General features: G+C 48.0%; 1 rRNA gene. It reads left to right on the top strand.

Annotation, left to right across the window (positions count from 1 at the left end):
• Positions 1-460, top strand: a 16S ribosomal RNA gene (locus tag DCS95_RS20135); the annotation flags it as partial.

The following is a 460-nucleotide window of genomic DNA, read 5'->3' as shown; positions in this document are numbered from 1 at the left end:
CCTACGGGAGGCAGCAGTGAGGAATATTGGTCAATGGGCGAGAGCCTGAACCAGCCAAGTAGCGTGAAGGATGAAGGTCCTACGGATTGTAAACTTCTTTTATACGGGAATAAAGTTTCCTACGTGTAGGATTTTGTATGTACCGTATGAATAAGCATCGGCTAACTCCGTGCCAGCAGCCGCGGTAATACGGAGGGTCCGAGCGTTATCCGGATTTATTGGGTTTAAAGGGAGCGCAGACGGGAGATTAAGTCAGTTGTGAAAGTTTGCGGCTCAACCGTAAAATTGCAGTTGATACTGGTTTCCTTGAGTGCAGTTGAGGCAGGCGGAATTCGTGGTGTAGCGGTGAAATGCTTAGATATCACGAAGAACCCCGATTGCGAAGGCAGCTTGCTAAACTGTAACTGACGTTCATGCTCGAAAGTGTGGGTATCAAACAGGATTAGATACCCGAGTAGTC

This window comes from Maribacter litoralis (assembly GCF_003075045.1).
Lineage (GTDB): Bacteria > Bacteroidota > Bacteroidia > Flavobacteriales > Flavobacteriaceae > Maribacter > Maribacter litoralis.
Note: the sequence above shows the minus strand (reverse complement) of the source record. Positions and strands in the feature narration are given on the sequence as shown.